Origin of the sequence: Corynebacterium phocae, assembly GCF_008693075.1 — a bacterium.
Lineage (GTDB): Bacteria > Actinomycetota > Actinomycetes > Mycobacteriales > Mycobacteriaceae > Corynebacterium > Corynebacterium phocae.
The window spans coordinates 51,816-69,394 of sequence record NZ_VXKJ01000049.1; the positions used below are offsets into that span (position 1 = coordinate 51,816).

Genomic DNA, 17,579 nt, shown 5'->3' on the forward strand with positions numbered 1-17,579 from the left:
GACTAGGATACCTGGCGCACTAGTAGTTGATAGCGTGGAGGGCTACTTCGGGCTGGTTTGTTGCCAAAATGTCGACTCCGTTGGACCACGCCCACTTCATATCTTCCGGGCTGTCCACAGTCCACATGTAGGTGGGAAGGCCGTGCGCGCCGATTGCCTGCGGTTGGAGTTTGCCCCGCAGCAGGGACAGTCCCAGGCCGGTGGGCTTGGACAAGAGTAGGTCTGGGCGGTTGATTATCCGTTCGAACTCCCGGCGCAGATAGAAGCGGTCCATCCAGGGGGCAATGTGGGCCATCTTGCGGATAGCGCGGTGGGAAAAGGAAATCAGGTGAACGCGGGGGTCTTCAATGAGCCCGGCGTGGCGTAGCCCCAGCAAGACTTGTTCTTCGAGTTCGGGGTTGTAGTTGAAGGTCTGTTTGGTCTCAACGTAGAGGTGTTGGTTACTGGGCTTGATCAGTTCCAGCAGCTCTGCGAAGGACATGATGTTCTCACCGTTGGATAACTTGGCTTTGCGCACTTCTTCCCAGTCCATCTGCGCGATGGTCCCGGAGCGGTCTGAGGTGCGGTCCAAAGTCTCATCGTGATTAACCACCAGCTGTCCGTCACGGGTGAGCTGAACGTCGCACTCCACCCCGTGAATGGGCAGCTGGAGTGCTTTTTCAAAGGCTTCGGGGGAAAGCTCTGGATATTTCCCGGAGTAGCCACGGTGGGCGACTATATGCATGGGTGCCAGTATAGCTTTATGTTCATGCGGGTTCGGTAGGTGGCGTGCGCACCCGGTTGACCCGCACCGGGTGCTCGGGCGCGCCGCTTGCGGTGGGCTGAGCTTGGAGTCTAGCCGCAGGCAATGCCGGTGGAGTGGTGTGGGCAGTATCCGCCGGGGTTTTTATGCAGGTACTGCTGGTGTTCTTCCTCAGCTAGGTAGTAGTTCCCGGAGTCGGTGTCCGCCAGGAGTTTGACCTCGGTGGTGGTTTCGGGGAAACCGGCGGCGCGGAGCTTCTGGGCGTAGCTGTCCACGAGTGCTTGGACGGCGGCGCGCTCTGTTTCGCTGTGGAGGTAGAAGGCGGAGCGGTACTGGGTGCCAACGTCGTTGCCTTGCCGGAAGCCTTGGGTGGGGTCGTGGGCCTCCAGCGCGGTTTTTACCAAGTCCTCAAGACTGACTTCTTGGGGGTCGTAGACTATTTCCACTACTTCCGCGTGGTTGGTGCGGCCTTGGCACACCTCAAAGTAGGTGGGGTTTTCGGTGGTGCCGCCGGCGTATCCCACGGAGGTGGACTTCACACCGGGGATATCCCAGAAGAGCTTTTCCGCGCCCCAGAAGCAGCCAATTCCCACGAGAAGGGATTTCTGGCCTTCCTCCCAGGGGCCGGTGATGGGGGTTCCCAGGACGGCGTGCGGGGCGGGGTCGGCCAGGATGGGTTCGGTACGGCCGGGTGTGGCCTGGTCCCGGGGGACAATTTTGGGTTCCGGTTTGAACAAAAACATGGGATGTCCTTTTTCCTTTCGCTTTGCTGCTTTCTTTTTCTCAATAGTCTATGCCAGTCTATGCCCCCACCCAGCCAGGAAAAGTTAGGTAAACCTTTGTGGCCAAAGTCGCATAACGTACCTACCATGGGCGCTGTACCCAACGAAAGGAAACATCTACATTATGGCTATTTATGAATTGCCGGACCTTGACTACGCCTATGACGCGCTTGAGCCTCATATCTCCGCTGAGATCATGGAGCTTCACCACTCCAAGCACCACGCGGGCTACGTAGCCGGCGCTAACGCCGCACTGGAGGCCCTGGAAGAAGAGCGTAACGGTGACGCCAACCCAGATCGCATTCGCGCGCTGTCCAAGAACCTGGCCTTCAACCTGGGTGGCCACGTCAACCACACCATCTTCTGGAAGAACCTCTCCCCCAACGGCGGCGGTGAGCCCACCGGTGAGCTGGCTGAGGCCATTGACCGTGACTTCGGCTCTTTTGAGAAGTTCAAGGCACACTTCTCCGCGACCGCTACCGGCATTCAGGGCTCCGGCTGGGCCGTCCTTGGTTATGATCACACCGCCGGCCGTCTCATCATTGATCAGGTGACCGACCACCAGGGCAACGCTGCCCTCAGCTTCACCCCGCTGCTTATGCTGGACATGTGGGAGCACGCCTTCTACCTTCAGTACAAGAACGTCAAGGCTGACTTCGTTGAGGCCGTCTGGAACGTCTTCAACTGGGATGACGTTGCACAGCGCTTGGCTGCAGCTAGCAAGTAAGTTTAGCGCCTGACCTGTGGCTGTCTTCCGCGGTGGTATTCCACTGTGCGGGGGCAGCCTTTGGTAGTTTTTGACCCTCTGGGGCAACATTGAGGCCATCATGTCACGCAATCGTCGCGCCACGCTTGCCATGCTGTTTGTGGGCATGGCGGTATTTTCCGGCCTTTACACCACGCAGGCCATGTTGCCTGTGCTAGTGGACGCTTTGGGGCTTTCTTCCGCGCAGGCCGCACTGACGGTTTCGGCTGCCACCGGCGGCCTGGCGTTGTGTGTGGTGCCGGCGTCCATCCTCTCGGAGCGCTTCGGGCGTGGCCGCGTCCTCATCATCTCCGCGCTGGCGGCGGCGGGCTTGGGCCTGGTGGTTCCCTTTGCGCACACTGGCTGGCAGTTGATTTTCCTGCGCGGGGCCCAGGGGGCGGTGATGGCCGGCGCTCCCGCCACGGCCATGGCGTGGCTGGCGGAAGAGCTTGATAGCCGCGCGCTGCCCAAGGCCATGGGGATTTACGTAGCGGGTACCAGCGTGGGCGGGCTGACGGGGCGTCTCATTCCCACTGCGGTAGCGGAGGTTAGTGACTGGCGTGGGGCACTGTGGGCCTCGGCGGCGGCTTCTTTGCTCTTTGCCCTGATAGTGGCGTTGTTGTTGCCTCCCCAGGAACATTTCCGTCCGAAGAAGATCCGGGTGGGAACGGAGACCCAGGCGCTGCTTGCGCACTGGAAAAACCCGGAACTGGCGGCGTTTTTTATCACCGCCTTCCTAACCATGGGGGCTTTTGTCTCCTTGTATAACTTCATTGGCTTTAGGCTCATTGACCACTTTGGTATCCCACCGGTCATTGCGGGCCTGGTGTTTGTCATCTACCTTTCCGGCACGTGGTCCTCGGCCAAGGCCGGCAGCCTTATTACCCGCTACGGCAGGAGGTCCACGCTAGCCGGCGCGCTGATGCTCATGGCGGCGGGAGCTCTGGCCACCTTGGGGCCGCTGTGGGTTGCGCTGGCGGGCCTGCTGGCTTTTACAGCCGGTTTCTTCGCCGCGCATTCCACCGCCTCCGGGTGGGTGGGGGCCGCCGCCACGCACGACCGCGCGGAGGCATCTAGCATGTATATCTTCTCTTATTATTTGGGTTCTTCGGTGGTCGGTGCCGCCACGGGGTGGGTTTTTGGGGTGGCCCCGTGGGGCGTATTCGTGGCGGTTATCACAGCTCTGAGCGCTGCGGTGGCGCTATTAGCGTTGTTGGCAGGGAGTTTCTCCGACTAAACTTGGAAAAATGACAACCGCACCGGGCCGCCCCGCACAAGATAGTAAATGGTCTGCACGCGTATGGCACCGTAAGGCTTCCCGCCCGGTGATGTATTGGATGCTCGCCTTCATCGTTGCCGGCCTCACGCACTTTGTGATCCCCAACTACCCGTGGGTCCTCATCCACATTTTCACGCTGGGCGTGTTGACTAACTCCATTCTCATCTGGTCCCAACACCTCACGGAGAAGTTTGTCCAGCAGCGCCTGGATGACTCCACGCGTCCCGCGCAGCTGTTCCGGATTTACGGCGTCAACGTGGGCGCGTTGATCACCGTGTGCGGCAACATGTTCACCATCGCGCCGGTAACTATCATCGGCGCCGTCATTGTGGCGGCGCTGATGTTGTGGCACTCCGCGTTCTTGTTCAGCCAGTGGCGCAACGCCCGCGGCAAGCGCTTCCGGTCAATCGTGGCGGCGTACACGGCTTCGGCTGCTTTGCTGCCTTGTGGCGCCTTTTTTGGCGGCCTGCTGGCACTGGACCCGGGCAACCCGCGGCTGATTATTGCTCACGTGGCGTGCAACGTGGGCGGTTTCGTGGGTCTAGCCGCGGCGGCCTCGCTTACCGTGCTGTTTCCCGCCGTGTGGCGTGCCAGCGGGATTACCCGTTTCATGACCCCCGCGTTGGCGCTGCTTGCCGTGGGCGTGGTGGCTACCGCCGGCGGCGCGCTCCTGGGCGTCCCGGAGGCCGGGCTGGTTATCTACACTGCCGGCTGGATTCTCAACTGGCAGCAGTGGCTGGGCAACGTCCACGCCAAGGGGGTGAACTACCCTTCCGTGTCGGTCCTAGCCGCTGTTACTTGGTTGGTGCTGACTTTGACCTATTACACCGTCACCCTGCTTACCCAGGTGGAGCCCAAACTGCCCACCATTGCGCTGCTAGTGGGGTTTGCCGGCCAGCTGCTCATCGGCGTGATGGCCTACCTGCTCCCCACTACCGTGGGCGGCGGCCCGGCGGCGGTGCGCGCGGGACTGCAGGCCATGGGCCGGTGGGGGCTGCTGCGCGCCACGTTCATCAACGGCGGGCTGCTGCTGTGGATTACGGGCCAGGACTCCTACCTCAAGGTGGTGATGTCGCTGCTGTGCCTGGCGCCGCTGGCTGTGTTCCCCGTCTTTATGGTCCGGGGCGTTAAGGCCCAGCGGGCGGTGTTGACCAAGCAGGCCGCTGGCCCGGCGGAGGTGGCCGCCAATCCTCATGAGGTGCTGGTGGGCGCCGGGATCCTGGCCGTATTATGGGCGCTGTTTCACATCTTCTAGGCCCGGCGCGCCCCGGGACATCCAATCGCGGATAGTCAACGTTGCGCGCACGTCGCCCTCGTTGTATTCCAGTAACCGGCGGCGGGCAGCCAGGTCTCCGTGGACGGCGGCACGGCGGGCATCGACAGATTCCTCACCGCTGAAATCATCTTCCGCCCAGGTGTGCCCGGCTAGTGGTGCCACAACTTTCAGGCCCATTCCGGCGGTGGCGGCAAAACTGTGGCGCACGAGGGCAAACATGTCTACCCATTCTTCCGAGGAAATGAACTCTTGTACTTCCTCTACTGTGGGCTGGCCAAAGCGGCGCGCGGATTCCAGCATCCAGTGATTTTCCCCGCCTGCGGAATAGCAGTAGGCCGCAAACGTTTTACCTTCCGCGTGGGCGCGGTCCCGTAGGCCTTGCAGCCAGTTCCAGAAGGCTTGGAAGTTCTCTGCTTCCGCGGCGCCGCCCAGGGGTTTCCAGGTTACAAACGGGTGGTATTTGCCGCCGTGCCACGCGCCCCACAGGTAGGCGCCTTGGTCCAGGTAGGCTTCCATGTCCACGTCTACTTCCACGTCGGCGCGGGGTGCGGGGGCAAAGGTGGGCCGGCGCAGCAGCGCTATATCTTCTTGCCATGCACGTGCCAGGGTGGAGACCTCGCCCAGGTTGGCCGCTGCCAGCTTGCCCACGGTGTCGATGCCCCGTGTGCGGAACTTTTCAGCCTCGTCACCCGGCAAAAACAAGGAGATGTCATCGCGGGTTTTGAGCTCAACGTGGCATAGCGGCCAGAACCGGCAGACTGCGCATTCTTTTACCCGGCGCGGCTTAGTGGGTAGTGGCTGCTCCAGAGCAGCACTCAGAGAGGGTTGGTAGCGCGTGGTGTCTACGAAAAAGGCGGTGTCCCGGTCTTGGCCTATCACCACGCCTTGGCCGGAATCCAAGCCGGAGGCGGCCAACCCGCGGGCCGCCAGTGCCAGGCGGTAGCCGTCCACGGCGTGGTGGCGGAGCTTGTAGGGCAGGTCGAGCGGCGCGGAGAGCCCTAGCCGGTGGGTGGGCACGCCGGGGAGCACGCTGGTGGCCTTGCGCCTAGCCACGCGGTGGTTGGAGACCAGTACGGGCAAGTAGCCCTTAGGCGAATTTAGGAGGGCGTCAATGTTGACCGCCCAGCCGTTGTAGGCAAAGCGAGCATTTGTTATCAGATCGATGCCCGCGGCCATGAGCTCTAAGGTGTTCATCTCCCGGTAGAAGTCTTTCCCGTCAGCGCGGTCAAGGTCTACGCGCCGGAAGTTTTTGGAGCTGACCGGCAGGTTTTCTAGCACCACGCGGCGCGCTGCCCGGGTACGTTCCGCCCGGCTGAGCGCGGCCGTGGTGGGCTGAATGTCCGGGTGGGCGCGCTTTTGTACCAGCTGGTACCTGCAACCCACGAGGTCGGATGCCGTTATCTCACTCACGGAAGCCAGCTTAACCGGTAAAGTTAAAGGTTGATAAACCCACTACGTTTTATTCTAAGGAGCACACCATGGGATTGTTGAAGACTTTAAGAAAGAGCCGCAGCCTGGCCAAGGCGGACGCCAAGGCAGCTAAGACCCGCGCAAAGGCTGAGGTCAAGGCGCATAGCGCTCACAAGGCGCGGCAACAGAAGCTGCTTGCCAAGTATGAAAGAGATTTGCTTAAGACGGAGGAAAAGGGGCTTAAAGCCCGCCGTAAGCATGAGCACAAATTGGCCAAGCGCGAACTGGATAAGATCAAGGAAGGCCACTTTAACGCCAAGACCATCAAGCGCTACGCCGGCGCCGCCCGCCTGGCAGCACCCCTCCTGCTGCCCCTTCTCTACCGCGGTATCACCGCCGCGCGTGAGGTTTTCGAGGCTCGTCGTGCTGAGCGCGCCGGCGTGAGCAAGGAGCGCCTGGCGTTCTTCTCCGGTGAGGGCGCGCCTCTCAAGGCCCGCGTGGACGGCATCCGCGAATCCCTGGAAAAGTTGGATGTGCCTACCGGTTTCAAGCGCGATATTCGGGAGCGTTTGGATGAGATTGACGCCGCTATAGACAACGCGGAGTTCATGGAGCCGGAGCAGCGCCGCCGGGCTCACAGCTCTATTTCTGGTGAAATAACCAACGTTTCTATGGAGATCCATCAGAAGGTCTAAGGGTTAATTGGTTTCCCCGTTGCACAGTCAGTAGTGTTAAGCCATACTTAGTAGCATTTGTATTAACATTAAGTTGATCCCTAACCACCCAAGAAAAGGAAAGCTATGGCGCGGCGCGAAGTCACTCAGTTCTATGACGACCTAGACCACCAACTCATCGATGAAGACAAGTTGGAGATCATCCGCTTCTCCATCGATGATACCGATTATCTATTAGACCTTTCCCGGGAGAATGCGCAGCGCCTCCGCGATACCCTGCGGCCTTACGTAGAAGCCGCGCGGATTGCGCCGGAAGTTGATTACCGTCGCGTTAACCCCCGTGAAATAAGGGAATGGGCCCGGTCACAGGGCATACCCATTGCCCACCGGGGCAAGATTCCCCACGAGGTAATTGACGCCTACCACGCCGCCAACTAGCTCAACCTTTAAATCCCGGACTACCCCAAGGTGGTTCGGGTTTTTCTTGTTTTCATCCCTCCGGTAAGCACGCCTCACGCGGCAACCTTTACAACGCGATGTCCTCTAACACCACCCTTAACCGGCGCGCGCGGCTCCCCCACATGCCAAGCAATCGGCTTATGTGAATCCGGGAAACCTACAACTGGGCCCTTATGTTCAAGCTAGATTCCCTAAGGAAGATCCCCTCAGAACCAGCGGGGCAAACTGGGCCCCCGAAACCAAGGAGGTAAAACGGGGGCGATTTAGGCACCCCTACCGGATCCCGCGCCCCATATTCAGACCGCCATGTTGGACTTTCACGCCACTCGCCTAACGCGCGACCACGTTCCCCCAGGAAACTCGATGTTGCGGGTGTAAAACATAGTGGGCCAAGACAGCACGGCTGAAGGTGGCGCCGAGCGGGCAACAAGACCCAGCCCAAAAACTATCCCCCGGCGCGAAATGCGGGCTAGAGCACGCCTTGCTCGCGGGCGGCGGCAACGGCGGAGGTGCGGCTGCGCACGCCTAGCTTGTCGTAGATGTGTACTAGGTGGGACTTGACCGTTGCCTCGGAGAGCATGAGCTCGTTGCCAATCTGACGGTTCGAAGATCCTGATGCAACCAACTGCAGTACCTCCAGCTCGCGCGGCGTGAGCGAGGAACGGGGCGTGCGCACACGGGTCATCAACCGGTCCGCGACCGTGGGGGACAAAGCGGAGTCACCCTCCGCCGCGGAGCGCACCGCAGCCAACAGATCCGCCGGCGGAGCGTCCTTGAGCAGGTAGCCCACGGCACCGGCTTCATTAGCCCCCAGGATATCTGCGTCCGTGTCATAATTGGTCACTACCAGTACTTTTGGCGGGTTAGACTGCTTGCGGATTTCGCGGGTGGCCTCCGCGCCGGTCATCACGCGCGTGCCTTCCACACCGGCACCAAAGCGCAGGTCCATCAAGACCACGTCCACGCCTTTACCACTGAGCGAGCCCTGCTCGGTTTGGGCAATGGCGGCCTCAGCTGTGGCTACTTCCCCGACCACCTCGATGTCCTCAGCGCCCTCCAAAATAGCGCGGAGGCCCATGCGTACAATCTCATGGTCGTCGGCAAGCAGCACTTTAATCATGGCGTCTTTTTCTTCCTTGATAGGTTTACCTAAGTCTCTACATTCGAGTCTAGCCCACGGGCACGCTAACGGAAACAGCGGCTCCCGATCCTGGCTCTGATTCTATAGTCACCGTACCGCCTAATTCCTCCGCACGCCGGTGCATTGCGGTAAGCCCAATGTGGCCTAATCCTGCCGGACGGGCCTGCACCGCGTCCACATCGAAGCCTCGGCCGTTGTCCACCACATCCACGCGCACCTCATCTTGTTCGTAGGTAATGGTCACCCGCGCGCGGCTGGCGCCCGAGTGCTTGGCCACGTTGCCCACGGCCCCCTGGGCTACCCGCAACAACATGGCCTCTTGCTTCATGGGGATCTGGCGGGACTCACCGTCAACCTCTACCTCAATCTCCACCCCACTGGACGCCGCAAAACCCTCCGCCATACGCTCTAAGGCGCCCGCGAGAGACGTGGTGGCCAGCGCCGTAGGCTGGAGCGCGGCAATCATAGCGCGCGCTTCCTGCAGATTATCTGCGGCGGTTTTGCGCGCCAGCTCAATGCGCCCCTGCGCGCGTTCAATATCTTGGCCCTCCAGATCCCGGTCGGCCGCGTGGAGCAACATCTGGATAGAAGACAACCCTTGCGCCAGGGTGTCGTGGATTTCGTGGGCTATGCGCTGGCGCTCCGCAATGACCCCGGCATTGTGCTCGGACTCCCGCAGCTGCGCTTGCGTGGCTTTCAGTTCCGCATTGGTGCGCGCCAACTTCATGTACGTAAAGTGCACGGCCAGGGCCACCAATGCAGAAACCGCCGGGCCCATCGCGCCGCCGAAGGTCAATCCGGCCGGAACCTGCACACCGACCGTAGCGCCTGTGACAAAGATGACAAAGATTATGCCCAACCAATTGCTAAAAACCCGCAGGTACAAAAACAGCAGTGAAAAAACTACGTAGAGGGCAGCCGGGGCAATCATCGCGTCCATCAGCCACAAGGTGGTCAACGCCACTAGCCACAAAATCTTTGGGAAAGTCTGCCAGTTGTCCACAAAGTTCCAGCCGCCAAAGTAGATGGCGGCGTAGGCGGACATCAGCATTAAGTTAGCCACGGCCAAGTCCATGGGCATGCTGACTGAAGTCAAAATGGCCACGACTAAGAGCACCGAGGTGAGGACGTGGACGCCGCTGCGCAAAGTTTCCATTTCAGGGGTTAAGCTGGATCGCATGCGTCTTAGTCTACTCACTACTTTGGTTGCCCTAACCCTGGCTGGCTGTTCCGCCGAAACCACGCCACCTACCGCCGACACCGCGCCCACGGATTCCGTAACGCAAGCTACCTCCAAAGATCTGACGGCGGAAGATAATGCAGCGAACCAAGGTGCGTCAGACAAGCTGGCCCCCAACACCCCTGCTGAGCCGCTGAACGAGGAGCTCTGCCCCTACCTGGACACCCAGTGGGTGGCCAACACCAACGGCCAGAAAATGACCCGCCAGGCCACCGACCCCCGGTTTGAAACCCCGGCGTGTATTTTCTGGTCCTATCCAGACGCGCCCCAGGCCACCGTCATCGTGCGCCACTTAGACAGCGTGGAGCAGGCTCGGGCGGCCGTGGATTGGGCCGCGCCCATCGACGGCACGGAGCCCGTCAGTGACAACGGGTGGGAAGGAGGGCGCGGTGTCCTGGGCCCAGAGCTAGCCGTCTACGCCGTTCAGAAGGGCCCCACCGCCGTGCTGGTGTGGACCAACCAGGTCCAAACGCTGAAGGCGGAGCTCATCGCCCAAGAGGCCATCAAAAACCTGGGGCTTTAAACCGCCACGTCGTTGTAGGGCATCAGGGTGGACACCCAGGGGAACACAACCTCCATGAGCAGTAGGAACACCGCCACGGCAACGATGAGTGCCACGATTGCCCGCAGCCACACCGGACCGGGCAGGAGACTCCAGAATTTTCCGTACATTGTTACTTCTCCTCCAAAACTGCGGGACGTTGGCCGGGCTGTTTGGGCTCGACCGAGGTCTCCATGGCGTGCACAATCATGCGCTCTGCATTTGAAAATTGCGGGTGGCAGGTGGTCAGCGTGATAAGACCTTCCGATGCCTCCTGCGCCGTGACCTGCGTTCCCGGCACCGGGTCAATGACGGCCACGTCCCCCGGGTGGGTGATGGTCAACCCTTGCACCCCGGCGTATTCCGCCCCCAGTTTGGCTTGCTGCTCCTGGTTGAGGCAGTCAGCTGCCACGCCGCCGATGGGCAGCACGCGGTAGGTGATCCACTCCGTTTGGGTTTCCACGACGATGGCGTCGCAGGTCTGCAGGTTGCCTAAGTCGTTGAAGGGCGCGCCCTTGCCAACACGGTGGCCGGCCACGGCAAAGTTGCCGTGCTGCCCAGGCAGCTGGGAGTCAACGTAGCGGCCGGGGCCCACCAGCAAGTGTTCATCCTTAGTGCCCTCTACCACCGCGAAGTGGTAGTCAGAACCAAAGGTGGGGATGTAAAGCCGGGCAAAGGCCTCACCTAGCTCCGGCGCGACCTTGCCGCGCGGGTTGACCCAGGCGTCTTCTTCCCCCCACGAGTCCGAGAGTTCTTCAGCTGCTTCTTTTTGCAGCTGTGCCGACTCAAGATTGGTCCAAAATGACTCATAAAAGGCAAATAGTAGTAACAGCACGCCTGCGGTCAGCATGAGCTCCCCAAGTACTTGGGTGGGGCGCAGCTTGCTTTGTCTCCTGGCTTTCATGGTTCAAAAGCCTAATGGCTATAGTGTGTAAGTGCACTATTTTGCGTCTATCCAGCCACCGCAGGTGGCCGGGTACCGTATGGCGATACAACCTGAAAGGCCGGCCCCATGATTGACATCTTTGTCTACCCGGTCTCCGCCATTATGAAATTCTGGCACCACTTCATCTCCATGGCTCTGGGTGACTCCGTGTCCTGGTTGGTATCAATCATCATGCTGGTTGTCACCGTGCGCGCTGTTATTGCCCCATTGAGCTGGCTTTCTGTGCGCTCAGGACGGCTTTCCGCGCTGATGAAGCCACAAAGTGTGGCGCTAGACTCGCGGCTGAAATCTGCGGAGTCCGTGGATGAGATGGTTGCTATCATGCGGGAGCAGCGTGACTTAAAGGAGCATTACGGGTACAACGCGGCCAGTGGCTGCCTGCCTGTTTTCCTCATCGTGCCCTTTTTCTTGGGGCTTTACCAAACCGTTCTACGCATGGCGCGGGTCAATGATCTCAAGCACGTGGGCGTTCTCAACGAGTCGGACATTGCCAGTTTCCGGGAGGCCACGCTCAATGGCGCCCCGTTTACCGACTATGCGGGCCAGCACGTAGGTTTGGTCCTACCGCTGTTAATTCCGGCCATTTCCTTCACCACGCTGAGCATGATTGTCACTACCTACCGGGGGTATTTGACCACGCGGTTTGATGAAAAGGTGGGGCGTCGCGTGTTCATCCTGATGGGGATTATCATCGCGGTGGTGCCCTACCTCTTGTTTAACGCCGCAGTTCATGGCCCTTTGCCCGTGGCCGTGATTGTTTACTGGGTGGCCAGCTATCTCTTTACGCTTCTGCAAACCCTAGTCTTTGAGCTGATTTTGCGGAAGAAGTACCCCCTGACAGCCGAGGTCCACGAGTACCGGCGGGAGGGCATTACGCTATGGCGCCAGTCCTTAACCTGGGACGGGTACAGGACCAGGCGGCGGGAAAAGAAGGAACGCAAACGCAGCAAGAAACAGGCCAAGAAGGACCGCCGGGCCAAACGGAAGGAAGTCAAGAAGCTACGCCGGGACATCAAGGCGGGGCGGGTGCAGCCTCCCGAGCCAACGGGGGATTACACGCCCACGCGCACGCAGATGCACAACCGCGCCCGGGCTATCTTCAAGGAAGAAAACAAGGCTCGCAAGAAGAAATCTAAATCGAGTAATCCGCCGGGGGATCAGAAAGCATAGCTGCAGCCATATCCCGCGCGGTACGCAGCGGCTCCACGTCGCGCTGCAGGCGCGCTCCAGCCATACCGCCGTCTAGCAGTATCTGCACTTGGCGCGCTTGTTCCTCGGATGGGTAGCCGTTGCGGCTGGTCAGCAGCTCATTGAGCGTGTTGTGTTTCCACTGCCGGTGGACCTTACAGGCTTCTACGATGGCGCGTTCCGAATCCGTCTCTGGGCGCGGGTATTCACCAGCCGCGTTGAGGAAGTGGGAGCCACGGAACTCTTCCCGGGGCTCATCATCGATGGCTTTGTCGAAGAAGGCCAGCACCTTCTCATCAGCGTCTAGGCCCTCGGTGCGCTCTGCCCACTGCGCGCGGTACTGTTCATCTAAGGACTCCACGTAGGCTATAACCAGGGCGTCTTTGGAGCCGAATAGGGAGTAGAGGGAGGCTTTGGCCACGTCCGCTTCCCGGAGGATCCGGTCAATTCCAATGACTCGGATCCCCTCTGTATTAAACAGCTTGGTGGCCGAGGCCAGCAGGCGGTTGCGTGGGCTGGGGCGGTTGCGGCGAGACTTCTTGGGCTGGGTAGTCACGGCACTCCTTTTTGGGTAAAACGATAAGTAAATAAAACGACAAGACCGGCTCATCTAACAATATAGACAAACCGGTACGCTGGGGGCGAATTGCGGAATTCACCCCTTATCGTGCATTTACTTGCGGGTGCCAGTCTTGGACTCCACGATGCCCAGAATCCACAGCAGGATAACTGCGCCTAGCGTGGCGGTAACGATGGAAAGTATCCATCCGAAGTCATTGTGGTCACCAATACCGATGATGCTGGTGATGAGGCCACCGATGAAAGCGCCTAGGACACCAACAATGAGGTTGGTGAGCAAACCGTGGTCGCGTTTCATAAGCTTTTCAGCCAACCAACCTGCGATAAGACCAACGATAATCCAGCCAATGAAGCTCATATTTTTATACCTTTCTTAGCGAAGCCCCCAGTGGGCTCGACTCGACTTTCTATAATGCACCCAAACCGCTGAAAAGTCAGCAAGCGCCTAGTAAAGTTACTAGACGCTCACCTAATTGTTAGCTGTTCGAGATTATTGCCTAGCCATTCGAGCCAAGCGCGAACCAAGCGCGAACCAAGCGCGAACCAAGCGCGAACCAAGACCCCGCCGTTACTGCGAGTCCGGACGGACCACCATCATGGGGCATGGGGCGGTTTGCAGCAGAGCCCGGGAGGTGGAACCAAGCAACATCCCCCGGAAGCCACCCCGGCCGTGCGAGCCTACTACCAGCAGCTGGGCGCCCTCCGCGGCGTCGGAAAGAGCGCGCACCGGGCGGTCCCGTGCGACAATTTTGCGAACCGGAACATTCGGATAACGCTCGTGGATTTCTGCGAGGCGTTGGGTAAGCAGTTCTTCCTGCTCCTTTTCCACTGTGGCCCACTCCGACTGCGCAGCCGAAAGCCCCGCCAAGGAGCTTTGGACCTGCATGTCCATCCAGGTATGTACCGCCACTACCTCAGCCGCGCGGGCATCCGCCTCCGCGAAGGCGTACTCCGTGGCCTGCTGCGAAACCTCTGACCCGTCTACGCCCACCACAATGGGGCCGTACTTGGTCTTTTCCGTGACGTTGTTGTCCTCCCGGACAACCACCACGGGGCAATTGGCGTGCGAAACTACCGAAGCGGACACGGAGCCCATAACCAGGCCGGATAGTCCGCCCATGCCACGTGAGCCCATCACTATCATGGTCACGTCATTGGACATCTCTAACAGCATGTCAATGGGTGAGCCTTCTGCCACGGTGTGCCCGATCTTGATTTCTGGGGCCACGTCATAAGCAATAGCCCGTGCCCTTTCAATCTTCTCCAACGTTTCATTCTGGAGATCTTCGAATAGGTCTTTGGGGGGCACCATGCCCTCCGCGTAGAGAAACTGCGGGACGGTGTAACTGGACGCTATCCGCAGGGGGATCCTCCGCTTCATAGCGGTATTGGCGGCCCAGCGAACTGCGGAGTCCGAAGCCTCCGACCCATCTACTGCAACGACTACAATATCTTCCTTGGCCATGAGATCATCCTTTCAAAAATGAAATTACTAATTCACAGTGTACCGTCATGGGAAGACCCGGGACGGGGCCTAGGTGTGGTCCATAGCATTTTTGGCGGCCTGTGCTGCGCCAGCTACAGTCCCGGTGTGGGCACTTGGGGCCTCAGCGTTTGCCGGGTAGAGCAGCTCATAGAATAGCCTGGCAATATTAGCTAGTACGGCACCAATACCGTCGGAGAAAAAAGCAATTACTGGCTCTAAGAAAGCGTTAAAATCCATGGAAAATAGAGTAATACAAAAGGGCCGGGGTTTCAGCCCGTTGCCCATCCGCGATGGACTCAACGCCACCCGCGCCAGGGTGGGCGAAGACGCCGCTGGTATCTCCGCGTGGGATTTTGTATGGGAGCTCATCTCCAAACAGCGCCACCGCCACCCCGAGGACAATGAGGGTGCCCTCCGGGAACGCTTCCGCGCCCAGGAAGTCATCCTCCGCGACGGAACCGTGCTTGAACCCCACACCACCCTGAAGCTGGGCCAGGATGTGTATTTCTACCGCACCCCGGCTCCGGAGATCCCCGTTCCTTTTGACATTCCCATTGTGTTTGAGGATGACTACATTCTCATCGCGGACAAGCCGCCGTTTATGGCTACTATGCCTCGCGCCCGGCACATTACCGAAACCGCCACGGTGCGCTTGCGGCGCATGACCGGAAATAACGCGCTTTCCCCGGCCCACCGCCTTGACCGCCTGACCTCCGGGCTGCTGCTTTTCACCAAGGAACAGAGGTTCCGTGGTGCTTATCAGACGCTCTTTGCCACCCGGGAGGTCTCCAAGACTTACCTGGCGGTGGCACCCCACGCGCCTTTTGACACCCCACTCCAGTGGCAATCACGGATGGAAAAGACCCACGGGGAAATCCAGGGGCGGATCACTGAAGGTGACAATAACGCGGTTACCAACCTCATGGGAGTAGAAAGGCTAACTGGCCAGGAGCAAGCTGAACTCGAGAAGATCCACGGCCCCCAGCCCCCGCTAGCGCGGTATACGCTGCAGCCCAGCACGGGCAAGACCCACCAGCTCCGTCTCCACCTCTGGGACGCCGGTGTTCCAATTTTGGGCGATCCCGTCTACCCCACCATCCTGCCGGAGGATCAGGAGGACTTTGCGGTTCCCATGCACCTGGTGGCTAAGTCTTTTTCCTTTACCGACCCCTTCACCGGTGAGTTCCGGGAATTTACCTCCCCGCGCAAACGCTAACCCTGGCCTGCTAGTGTCAAGAAGGTACAAGGACGCAGGGGGCAGGCTATGGACAACAACGTGCAGCGAGCGGCGCTTCACAAGACCCTTTGGCATATAGCCAATGACTTGCGGGGCACGGTGGACGGCTGGGATCTTCGCACCTACGTGCTGGGCATTTTGTTCTACCGGTTTATTTCAGAAAACCTCACCGCACACATCAACGCTGATATCCGCGCGCAGGGTGCCCCTAACTTTTCTTACGCCCACATCACCGACAAGGCGGCGCGCAAGCTCAAGGCTAAGACGTTGGCTCAGAAAGGCTTTTTCATAGCACCGTCCGATCTGTTCCAGAATAGGGCAGAACAGGCAAACCCTGCGGATAATCTAGAGCAGACCTTACGCAGGATTGAGGACTCCGGGCGCCGGGGGCTTCTAGACGGGCTATTTCAGGGCATTTCCGCCGATGCCCCCGCGCTGGGCACCACTCCAGAGGAGCGCGCCGAAAGGCTGAACAAACTCATCTGGGCGGTGGGGACCCTCCCACTGCGCAGCGCTACCGGCGAGGCCATTGACCTGTTTGGCGACGCCTATGAATACCTCATCCAGATGTACGCCTCCACCGCCGGAAAGTCCGGCGGGGAGTTTTTCACCCCACAGGAAGTATCTGCGCTCTTAGCCCGGATTACCATTGGGGGCAGGAAAGCTATTGGAAGCGTCTACGACCCGGCCTTGGGTTCCGGATCCTTGCTTCTACAGTTCGCCCAACAGTTGGGCAATGACAATATAGGTTCCTACCATGGCCAGGAAATCAACTCTACCAGCTACAACTTAGCCCGGATGAACATGCTGGTTCACGATATCGCGCCCGGGCAGTTCAACCTGAAGCTAGGAAATACTCTGAGCAATCCCCAACGTGGGCTTGATGCACCTTTTGACGCAGTGGTGTCTAACCCTCCCTACTCAATTAAATGGGAGGGCAAAGACAACCCGGCACTGGCATGCGATCCCCGGTTCACACCGGCGGGCGCGTTAGCCCCGAAATCCAAGGCGGACCTGGCCTTTGTCATGCACATTCTTTCCGTACTAAGCGATGAAGGCAGGGCTGCGGTAGTCCTATTCCCGGGAGTGCTCTATAGGACAGGCGCGGAGAAGAAGATAAGAACCTACCTCATTGAGTCCGGCTTGGTGGAAGCCGTGATAGCGCTCCCGCCGGACTTGTTTTTTGGAACAGCCATTTCCACTTGCATCATGGTCCTGCAGAAACAACGCCGTGACAGAAATGTCCTCTTTATAGATGCCACGGACCAATTCCAGCGGATAAAAGGCAAGAACGTCATCACCGCTGGCAACCGGGAGCAAATCTTGGATTGGCTTGGCAACCGCACCACCGAACTCCCCTACGTTACGGTGGTTGCCCCAGAGGAAATAGCGGCGAAGAATTTTGACCTTTCTCCACAGCAGTACCTAGATGCCAGCAGCCCGCAGACAGCGGAAAGCCTGGAAGACTTGGAAGTTCAACTGGGGCAAGTACGAAAGCAACAAGAACAGTTGCGGGGCGAGCTGTTTGGTCTGCTTGCCCGCATTGAGGCGCGGGAAAGCCAGGACAGGCAAGAGTAAAAGCAGGAACGTAAACCACCTAGACTGGTTCTCCGGCGGCACCAGTGGCGTCGAGTTGGACTGGCGGCCTTTAAGACGCCGGTCTTAACCGGGGTTGGTCTGGGGGTTGGGGCTGTGTTGTTGTGGTGTAAAACGCAGAAAGAGCCTAGACGTTTGTCTAGGCTCTTTGCTGTTTGTTTTATTTTGTTGTGTTATGTTTTTATGTCGGCGGTAACTTACTCTCCCACACCCTCCCGGGTGCAGTACCATCAGCGCGGGCAGGCTTAGCTTCCGGGT

The 17,579-nt window shown here is 59.4% G+C and carries 20 protein-coding genes and 1 rRNA gene; 9 read left to right on the top strand and 12 right to left on the bottom strand.

What is annotated here, in order from left to right; genetic code table 11:
- Positions 1 to 19: 19 nt before the first annotated feature.
- A complete protein-coding gene (locus F4V58_RS11155) occupies positions 20 to 724 on the bottom strand; it encodes a glycerophosphodiester phosphodiesterase family protein (protein ID WP_075736033.1) in 705 nt (234 codons plus the stop codon).
- A 110-nt stretch (positions 725 to 834) separates the two neighbouring features.
- The gene (gene msrA / locus F4V58_RS11160) at positions 835 to 1,485 is read right to left on the bottom strand and encodes a peptide-methionine (S)-S-oxide reductase MsrA (protein WP_075736035.1); all 651 of its coding nucleotides are present in this window, start codon (positions 1,483 to 1,485) and stop codon (positions 835 to 837) included.
- A 163-nt stretch (positions 1,486 to 1,648) separates the two neighbouring features.
- On the opposite strand from msrA, the gene F4V58_RS11165 reads away from it, so the two are divergent.
- The 3 genes from F4V58_RS11165 to F4V58_RS11175 all read left to right on the top strand — a co-directional run bounded on the left by F4V58_RS11165 (position 1,649) and on the right by F4V58_RS11175 (position 4,803).
- Positions 1,649 to 2,251 (top strand): superoxide dismutase, encoded by a 603-nt coding sequence (locus F4V58_RS11165; RefSeq protein ID WP_075736037.1) that lies wholly within the window; start codon positions 1,649 to 1,651, stop codon positions 2,249 to 2,251.
- A 100-nt stretch (positions 2,252 to 2,351) separates the two neighbouring features.
- Entirely contained in the window at positions 2,352 to 3,506 is a 1,155-nt protein-coding gene (locus F4V58_RS11170; RefSeq protein ID WP_075736733.1) for an MFS transporter, read from the top strand.
- Between the two features lie 10 nt (positions 3,507 to 3,516).
- The gene (locus F4V58_RS11175; RefSeq protein WP_245802995.1) at positions 3,517 to 4,803 is read left to right on the top strand and encodes a copper oxidase; all 1,287 of its coding nucleotides are present in this window, start codon (positions 3,517 to 3,519) and stop codon (positions 4,801 to 4,803) included.
- Here the strand turns inward: F4V58_RS11175 and F4V58_RS11180 are convergent.
- Positions 4,777 to 6,234: a TM0106 family RecB-like putative nuclease gene (locus F4V58_RS11180; protein WP_245802996.1), complete on the bottom strand. Its 1,458-nt coding sequence runs from the start codon at positions 6,232 to 6,234 to the stop codon at positions 4,777 to 4,779. The genes F4V58_RS11175 and F4V58_RS11180 overlap by 27 nt on opposite strands.
- A 68-nt stretch (positions 6,235 to 6,302) precedes the next feature.
- On the opposite strand from F4V58_RS11180, the gene F4V58_RS11185 reads away from it, so the two are divergent.
- Positions 6,303 to 6,929, top strand: coding sequence for a DUF6474 family protein (locus tag F4V58_RS11185; protein ID WP_075736041.1), 627 nt, complete (start codon positions 6,303 to 6,305; stop codon positions 6,927 to 6,929).
- Between the two features lie 105 nt (positions 6,930 to 7,034).
- Positions 7,035 to 7,346 carry a histone-like nucleoid-structuring protein Lsr2 gene (locus F4V58_RS11190; protein ID WP_075736043.1) on the top strand — a complete coding sequence of 104 codons (312 nt, stop codon included), beginning with the start codon at positions 7,035 to 7,037 and terminating at the stop codon, positions 7,344 to 7,346.
- Between the two features lie 490 nt (positions 7,347 to 7,836).
- On the opposite strand, the gene F4V58_RS11195 is transcribed toward F4V58_RS11190, so the two are convergent.
- Positions 7,837 to 8,487: a response regulator gene (locus F4V58_RS11195; RefSeq protein WP_075736044.1), complete on the bottom strand. Its 651-nt coding sequence runs from the start codon at positions 8,485 to 8,487 to the stop codon at positions 7,837 to 7,839.
- A 49-nt stretch (positions 8,488 to 8,536) separates the two neighbouring features.
- Positions 8,537 to 9,688 (bottom strand): sensor histidine kinase, encoded by a 1,152-nt coding sequence (locus tag F4V58_RS11200; RefSeq protein WP_075736046.1) that lies wholly within the window; start codon positions 9,686 to 9,688, stop codon positions 8,537 to 8,539.
- Here F4V58_RS11200 and F4V58_RS11205 point away from each other — a divergent pair.
- Positions 9,678 to 10,271, top strand: coding sequence for a DUF2020 domain-containing protein (locus tag F4V58_RS11205; protein WP_425429764.1), 594 nt, complete (start codon positions 9,678 to 9,680; stop codon positions 10,269 to 10,271). The two genes, F4V58_RS11200 and F4V58_RS11205, sit on opposite strands and share 11 nt — an antisense overlap.
- Here F4V58_RS11205 and F4V58_RS12615 read toward each other — a convergent pair.
- A complete protein-coding gene (locus tag F4V58_RS12615) occupies positions 10,268 to 10,420 on the bottom strand; it encodes a hypothetical protein (protein WP_169833325.1) in 153 nt (50 codons plus the stop codon). The genes F4V58_RS11205 and F4V58_RS12615 overlap by 4 nt on opposite strands.
- Positions 10,421 to 10,422: 2 nt before the next feature.
- Positions 10,423 to 11,193, bottom strand: coding sequence for a class E sortase (locus F4V58_RS11210; RefSeq protein ID WP_075736050.1), 771 nt, complete (start codon positions 11,191 to 11,193; stop codon positions 10,423 to 10,425).
- Between the two features lie 108 nt (positions 11,194 to 11,301).
- On the opposite strand from F4V58_RS11210, the gene yidC reads away from it, so the two are divergent.
- A complete protein-coding gene (gene yidC / locus F4V58_RS11215; protein ID WP_075736052.1) occupies positions 11,302 to 12,405 on the top strand; it encodes a membrane protein insertase YidC in 1,104 nt (367 codons plus the stop codon).
- Here the strand turns inward: yidC and F4V58_RS11220 are convergent.
- The 4 genes from F4V58_RS11220 to F4V58_RS11235 all read right to left on the bottom strand — a co-directional run bounded on the left by F4V58_RS11220 (position 12,368) and on the right by F4V58_RS11235 (position 14,725).
- Entirely contained in the window at positions 12,368 to 13,033 is a 666-nt protein-coding gene (locus F4V58_RS11220) for a TetR/AcrR family transcriptional regulator (protein WP_084559780.1), read from the bottom strand. The genes yidC and F4V58_RS11220 overlap by 38 nt on opposite strands.
- Positions 13,034 to 13,096: 63 nt before the next feature.
- Positions 13,097 to 13,360 carry a GlsB/YeaQ/YmgE family stress response membrane protein gene (locus tag F4V58_RS11225; protein ID WP_075736056.1) on the bottom strand — a complete coding sequence of 88 codons (264 nt, stop codon included), beginning with the start codon at positions 13,358 to 13,360 and terminating at the stop codon, positions 13,097 to 13,099.
- A gap of 210 nt (positions 13,361 to 13,570) precedes the next feature.
- On the bottom strand, positions 13,571 to 14,467 hold the full coding sequence (locus F4V58_RS11230) for a universal stress protein (RefSeq protein ID WP_075736058.1): 897 nt from the start codon (positions 14,465 to 14,467) through the stop codon (positions 13,571 to 13,573).
- 69 nt (positions 14,468 to 14,536) lie between these two features.
- On the bottom strand, positions 14,537 to 14,725 hold the full coding sequence (locus F4V58_RS11235) for a hypothetical protein (RefSeq protein ID WP_075736060.1): 189 nt from the start codon (positions 14,723 to 14,725) through the stop codon (positions 14,537 to 14,539).
- Between F4V58_RS11235 and F4V58_RS11240 the strand changes: the two genes are divergently transcribed.
- Complete coding sequence (locus F4V58_RS11240; protein WP_075736062.1) at positions 14,724 to 15,704, top strand: pseudouridine synthase; 981 nt, start codon at positions 14,724 to 14,726, stop codon at positions 15,702 to 15,704. The genes F4V58_RS11235 and F4V58_RS11240 overlap by 2 nt on opposite strands.
- A gap of 48 nt (positions 15,705 to 15,752) precedes the next feature.
- A complete protein-coding gene (locus F4V58_RS11245; RefSeq protein WP_075736064.1) occupies positions 15,753 to 17,303 on the top strand; it encodes a type I restriction-modification system subunit M in 1,551 nt (516 codons plus the stop codon).
- Positions 17,304 to 17,505: 202 nt separating this feature from the next.
- On the opposite strand, the gene rrf is transcribed toward F4V58_RS11245, so the two are convergent.
- Positions 17,506 to 17,579: ribosomal RNA gene (rrf, locus tag F4V58_RS13100) — 5S ribosomal RNA — on the bottom strand; the annotation flags it as partial.